This window comes from Mesorhizobium sp. M4A.F.Ca.ET.022.05.2.1 (genome assembly GCF_003998845.1).
Classification (GTDB): domain Bacteria; phylum Pseudomonadota; class Alphaproteobacteria; order Rhizobiales; family Rhizobiaceae; genus Mesorhizobium.
Genome location: NZ_RZOJ01000341.1, coordinates 1 through 6528, shown reverse-complemented (window position 1 = coordinate 6528; position 6528 = coordinate 1). Strand labels below are relative to the sequence as shown.

The 6528-nt window shown below is 64.4% G+C and carries 3 protein-coding genes; 1 reads left to right on the top strand and 2 read right to left on the bottom strand.

What is annotated here, in order from left to right; genetic code table 11:
• Window positions 1–344, top strand: a 344-nt coding sequence (locus EN745_RS26855; protein ID WP_145992146.1) for a Crp/Fnr family transcriptional regulator, incomplete at its 5' end; no start/stop codon positions are given.
• A gap of 29 nt (window positions 345–373) precedes the next feature.
• Here the strand turns inward: EN745_RS26855 and EN745_RS26850 are convergent.
• Both EN745_RS26850 and EN745_RS26845 read right to left on the bottom strand, forming a co-directional pair.
• Window positions 374–4627: a cytochrome P450 gene (locus tag EN745_RS26850; RefSeq protein WP_126054523.1), complete on the bottom strand. Its 4254-nt coding sequence runs from the start codon at window positions 4625–4627 to the stop codon at window positions 374–376.
• Window positions 4628–4755: 128 nt separating this feature from the next.
• A partial coding sequence (locus EN745_RS26845; protein ID WP_145992145.1) for an adenylate/guanylate cyclase domain-containing protein occupies window positions 4756–6528 on the bottom strand: 1773 nt, incomplete at its 5' end.

Sequence of the window (6528 nt, the reverse complement as noted above, 5' to 3'; positions counted from 1 at the left end):
ACCGTATTGAGAAAAACCCGTCGCTGGCGCGCGCCATGATCGACTTGCTGTGCGCACGGCTGCGCTGGGTCAGCGGCGAGCTTGGCGACCAGGCCTTCTTCGGCATCGAGGCCCGGCTGGCGAAACGTCTGGTGTTCCTGGGCGGGGTCATGGCTGATGGGGCCGGCTGGATACCGATATCGCAATCGGAGCTGGGCGAGTTCCTCGGCGCGACGCGCGAGTCGGTCAACAAGACGCTGAACGACTGGCGCAGCCGCCGGATCATCGAGATCAAGCGAGGTGGCCTGCGCATAACCGACGCCAGGGCGCTCGCTACCATTGCCGAATCGCAGGACGACGACTGAGGGCGTCATTCGGCGATGCGTCACCCGAATCAGAGCCGCGAGATCAGATAGCGCAGCGCGGATTTGCTCGGCATGAAGAAATAGCCACCTCCCCGCGTGGTGACGAATTGCGGTATTCCCTTCAGGACCGTGACGCCTTCCCAGGACGGGATGGTGAACCTGCCATCGTCGGTGCGCGAACCGATCGTCGGATCCTTTTCACCGACCAGCCCCTGGAACGAAGTCGATGAGACCCAGGTCTGCTGCATGAATTCGTACTGGCGCTCGATGTCGGCGTTGAGGCACATGAAGAGCAGGCCCTTCTCGACCTTCGCGCCCTTCCGGTCCTGCTTCTGGTAGGAACGGCCGACGCGGATGATGCGGTGGCGCTTGCCGATCTGGATCTGCGTCTCGCGGTCTTCGCCAAGCGAGTCGCGCGGATTGGAGCGGCGTATGTGAGCGCCAAGCGGGCAACGATGCCCCTGCGGGTCCTCGACGCCGAGGGTGAAATCATTGTCGACGCCGCGTCCGGGGCGGCCGTCTGGGTTGCGCACCAGCGAACTGCCGTCCGGCCAGCGGCCGAGCATCTTGGCGGCCACCCAGCGCGGCGTGATCGCCGGATTGCCGGTCTCGCCCGCCACTTGCGCGGCTGCCGCCTTGCAATAATCGTCGAAGCGCTCGACGTGCTGCTCGAACTGGCGCACGACCAGAAAGGAGCCATTGCGGCCGAAATCGTGCGGCGGGGGTGGCAATCCGGCGATCTGCCGGTTGCGGCGCACCGCTGACAGGATACCGGAGCGGTCCTGCGCGGCCGGGACGGACGGCGAAGCCGGGTAGAAACCGTGCTCGTCGCGATAGCCGAACAGGAATTCGCCTGGCGCGACCAGATGCATGGGTGCAGCACCCGCATTTGCGCGCGCCGTGCCGCGCACGATCGGCTGCGACACGCCGTCGACGAAGCCGAAATGCTCGACGGCGCGCTTGCCTTCCCGCTTGACCGCGAGCGGCAGTTCCGAAACCAGCACCATCCCCGCGCTCGATGTCTTTTTCTTCAGCGCGGCAAGCTCGGCCTTCAGGATCTCGGGGCTTTCGGCATAGCAGACGACGACGGCGTCCACCGGCTTCTGCAGTGAACCCCATTGCCATTTGTCGGGAACGCTGTCGCCGAGATCGTCCAGGATGCGGCTGCGTTCGGGATTGCCCATGCCGTGGCGAAAGGCGACAGGAAACGTGCCGAGCGGATCGCCCTCGACGCCGCCGTCCAGTCCGAGGCGGCGAAGGCCGTCAGGACCGAATGCCAGCGTCATGGCGCGCTCGCGCGGCACGCCATCGCCAAAACTCGCGCGGGCAACGACGAATTCGAGCCAGGCCCTGCGGCTCGCCCTGGACAGGGTCTGGGGTATGGCAATCGCCATCATATGCGCGTGCGCCAGCGACCCGAACGGACCGAAGAAGATGGACTGGATCTCGCCGGTTTCCAGCTGTTGCTCGAGAGGCGGCGGAAAGGCCGAACTGATATTGGCCAGCAGCGAGGTGGTTTTTTGAACGGTGGTTCTTTCGGTCGCCAGCCGCGGCAGAGAACCGAACAGGCTCAGCCAGTCGCGCGCCTCGTTGTCGGTGGCCGAAGCAATGCCGCGCCTGATCCGGGAATTGATCCGGATGGCCGCGGTGTTGAGCTCGCGGTAGGCCGAATACCAGAACAGAGTCGGCACCTGCTGTCGCCGTGCCCAGCGTTTGAACCGGTCGCCGTCGCGCGCGCCATCGAGGAAGAGCCATCGCGTGCGGGGATAGCCTTCGGTGTTGCTCCACACGCCGGTGAGCCCGGAAGCAGCCTTGGCGATGAAATCCTCCAGGTAGCTTTCCCAGCTGCCGCCATAGTTGGAGAAGAACATCAGCCTGTTGGTTCCGGGCAAAAGCACCCAGCGGGCGAAATGGATGGTGTTGATGGTGCCGAGGAAGCCCGGTCGAAACACTTTCCGCGCCGTGATCGAGATCAGATAGAAAGACAGCCGGAGCGCCAAACGTCGCAAGGTTCCGACCTTCATCGTCGAGATCGCCGTCATATGGTTCTGCGCTGCGCGATCCTCATGCACGATGATCTTGTCCAGCGCATCAAGGTCGACGGGCGTGTTGTGCGGACGGTCAATGTCTTCGAGGCGCCGTAACGCGATGAAGCAGACGCCAAGCGCCACAACTATCATCGCGATGAGCCCGAGCACGGCCAGCAGAAGCGCCGTGCCGGCAATTGCGATGGTGGTGAAGCTGAGGCCGCTCGGATCGCCGAACACCAGCTTGTAGGTCAGCTTCCAGCAGACGAGCACCACGACCGCGACGGCGACCAGCATCGGCGGCGCGAGCAACGTCGTGGTGATGGCCCGCCACCATTTGCCGGGCGGATTTTCGAGTTGGCTTTCGGCGGGCTGGAAAGCCCAGTCGAACCGACCCAGCGAATGGACATGCCGGCGGGCCTCGGCAAGCACCATGGCGGCATCGCCGTTGCCGGCGCGCGGCTGCTCGGCGATGCCGCGCACGGTGTCGGCAAGCTCGGCTTCAGCCAGGATGCGGCGGACCGAATGCCCCGGCGTGCCGGAAAACACCAGCCCGGCGTTGCTGCCAAAGGACGGCGATATCTCGATATTGTGCCTGCGCAGGAAGTCGCTGAGCGAGCCGCCCTCGGGCAGGCCGCAGACGTCCTTGAAGATCGGCCGCAGCCGGTGACCGATGGCTTGGGAGACGGCGTCGATGACCTCGCCGGCGCTGCCGTCGCCGGAGATTTCGAGCACAAGCGCACCCTTCTCAAGACCGGAAGCGTCATCGATTTCGCCGGTGCCGGCGACGGCGAGGCTGGTGAAATGGATGGTGGCGGAGATGTCGAGCGCGGCGCTGATCTCCTCGTTGGCCGGATTGCCGAGCGTGGCGACCTTGTCGCGGATGGCATCCAGCGGCACGGTCCGGACGACCGGGCAGACCACAGTCACCATCGACTGGTCGACGGTGCGGCAGAGCGCCGGCTGCTCGAAGTCGACCTTGAGGCTCTCCGGATAGGCGCCGATGTTGACTAGTCGCCCGGCCTTGCCCGGCGCGCGGCGCAATTTCTCCTTGCCGAACAGCGCGCGCAGGCTTTCGCCGATCTGGATCCTGGCGATCTCGGCGCCGATGCACAGATGGATGCCGTGGCCGAAGACCAGGTAATCGCGGTACGGACGCGTGGTGTCGAAATCGTTGGGATTTTGCACGGCCTCCGGGTCGAACATCGCCGACAGCGTGGCCGGCATCACCACCGTTCCCGCCTTCACCAGCCGCTCGCGGGGCGTGCCTTTGGCGATAACCGTGTCGCGTGAGGTGTAGCGCCAGGGGCCGACCCAGATCGGCTTGAAGCGCATGGCTTCCATGATGGCCCGGTCGAGCTTCGCCGTGTCGTTTTCGGCGAGCGCCGCGTCGATTGCCTGCCGCGCGTCTGGCCTGGACAGGATGACGTCCAGGCAATTGCCGCCGGCCAGCACGTTGGTCGGCACGAAGCCGGCGATCATGCCAAGCATGATGGAATGAATGTCCGGCCGCGACATGCGGCCCTGATCGAGCAGGGCAACGAGCCGCGCCAGCGGCTGCTCGTTCTTGGCGCCCTTTTCCCTGATCGCGTCGATGGAACGGTCGATGAGCTTGATCAGCCGGTCGCCCCCGACGACCGCGAGCTCGCGCGTGGCCGGTTTTGCCGTCGGATCGGAAAAGAACAGCGCGCTCAAGGCGATCGCCCAGTCGGCGAATTCGGATTCGTCGTCGATCTCCAAACCGAAATAGTCGCGGCAGATGTGCACCGGAACGATCTTCATCAGCCCGCCGATGGCGTCGAAGCCGGGGCTGGCGGCCGCCATGATGTCCTTGGAATGGCGCGCCGCGATCGGCCTGACCTTGGCCTCGACCTCGGCCGGCGGAAAGGCGCTCAGCACCGACGATTTCATCTGCCGGTAGGCGGCGCCGTCCTGCATGCCGAGGATGAAGTTCGAGCCGCGCGCCAGCTCGGCCATTTCCGGCCCGTAGGGCGTCTCGAACTCCTCGCCGCGCTCCAATATGTCGCGAACGTCGGCGTTCCTGGTGACGAGCAGGAAATTGCCGAAGCCAAGACTCGGCTTGAAGCGGCGCAGCAGCGCGAGGGCCCAGCGGGGATCGCCGAAGAAAAAGTTCGCGATGCGGGACGCCAAGCCCTTGGCGCGGAGCCGTTCAATGTCGAAAGGCGGCATTTCCGACAGCGGTCGCTGGCTTTTCTGGGCCGCGCGGACTTTATCGAAGTACTTTAACTTGATCATGCACGTTCAAGCCCCCCGGCTGTCCACCTCATTGCGATGCCGGCCGTCTCTTGGCCTATGGTCGCATCGGCTCGGAGTATGTGATTCTTTTCACAATCATCTGTGTCCAGCCCATCGCCTCCGCGAAATCACATCGCCGATCTTGCCAGTTCGAAATTGGCGATGAGGAATTCATTCGCGGCCTTGTTGGCGAAAGGTATCCAGCGCACCCGCTGCTCCGAGAAGTCCGGATGCCTGGTCGTGAAAATCGCCAGTTCGCGTTTGGCCTCATCGACACGGCCGCTGCGCATCAAGGCGCCGATCTTCAGGTATCGGGCGTAGAAATAGCCAGGCGACAGGTTGAGCGAACGATCGGCCGTGGCGATCACGGCCGGCCAGTTCTCGACGAAACTGTAGGCGACCGCCAGTTCCCCCAGATTGTGGAACCGGTAGAGATCGAAAGGACTCAGCCGCTCGGTATCGAGGAAGAACGGTATGGCGTCGGCGGCATCTCCGAGCAGAAGCTTGGCGCTGCCCATGGCCGAGCGCGCAAAGGCAAAGCTCGGGTTGATGTGCAGCGCTTCCTCGAGATGCTCGATCGCGGCCCGCGGCTGACCCCGCATGATATCGATGACGCCAAGATGGGCGTGCGGGCGCGCGTCCAGGCTGTCCATCAGCAAGGCCTTGCGCGCGTACTGCTCGACCTTGTCCAGGTCATCGCTGTCGCCAAAACGCAGCCACGCCCGCCAGAAATACCACCATGCCAGCTCGTTCAGCACGGCGCTGGAATTGGCGTCCTCCCGATAGGCCTTTTCGAAGAAATCCAGGGCGATTTCGGTATCGCCGCGCGTGCGCCGGTTCATGTGCCAGCGACCGCGTCGAACCAATTGCCAGGTCTCCAGGCTTTCCCACGGCACCTGGAAGGTGCGCGCCTGTTCGGCCCGGTCCACTTCCTTGTCGAGCATCGAGACGATCTCGCTGCCGATCTGGTCGCGCAGCTTGAAGATGTCGACGAGGTCGCGGTCGAAGCGCTGCGACCAGACCAGCCGTCCGTTCGAGGTGTCGGCAAGCGAGGTGTTGAGGCGGATCTGGCTGCCATTGCGCGTCAGAGTGCCGCTGACGATGTAGCGCGCGCCAAGCGCGTTGCCGATTACCCGCGTGCCCAGGCTATCGTCGCGAAATTGGAAGCTGGAGCTCTTGGCGATCACTGAAAGCCATCTCGTGTTCGAGAGGCCGTAGATAATGTCCTCGGCGATGCCATCGGCCATGTAGCCGACGTCGCGCTCGCCACCATCGCCGGCGAAAGGCAGCACGGCAATCGCCGGCGGGCCTTTGGGCGGCGACTTTTGCTGGCTGACGGCTGGCGAAATGGCGGCGAGCGGCGCCGCTGGCGACGCATTGCCACCGCGGCCCGCTATCATCACCCGCACCGGCAGCGCGATGTTCTTCAGCATGAATTCGCCAAGGTCGGTGAATTCGGCCGCGGTCTTGTCCTTCACGTGGTGCCATGTCGTCTCCGAAATGGCGAGGCCGTCATGCGGCGCGAACTCCTGCAGCCTGGCGGCGATGTTGACGTCGTCGCCATAGAGGCGGCCCTCGCGCACGATGACGTCGCCGGTGTTGATGCCGGCGCGAAACGGCATGCGCATGTCCTCGGCGACGGCGGCGTTAAGCGCTACGATCCTACCCTGGAAATCGAAGGCGGCGCGCAAGGCTTCGATCGGATTGCCGAATTCGGCCATGATGCTGTCGCCGGCGTCGCCGAAAGTCCGGCCGCCAAACGCCACGCAGCTATCGGCGATAATGTCGCGTCGTTCCTCGAAAGCGGCGACGGCCAACTCGTCGTCGATGCCCATCAACCGCGAGAATCCGACGGCATCGATAGAAATGATGGTCGCCAGCTGACGGGTGTAGTTCCGTTC

Bases quoted from the DNA above. Each gene is read 5' to 3' on its own strand.
- EN745_RS26850 (WP_126054523.1), bottom strand. From the start codon at position 4,627: ATGATCAAGTTAAAGTACTTCGATAAAGTCCGCGCGGCCCAGAAAAGC.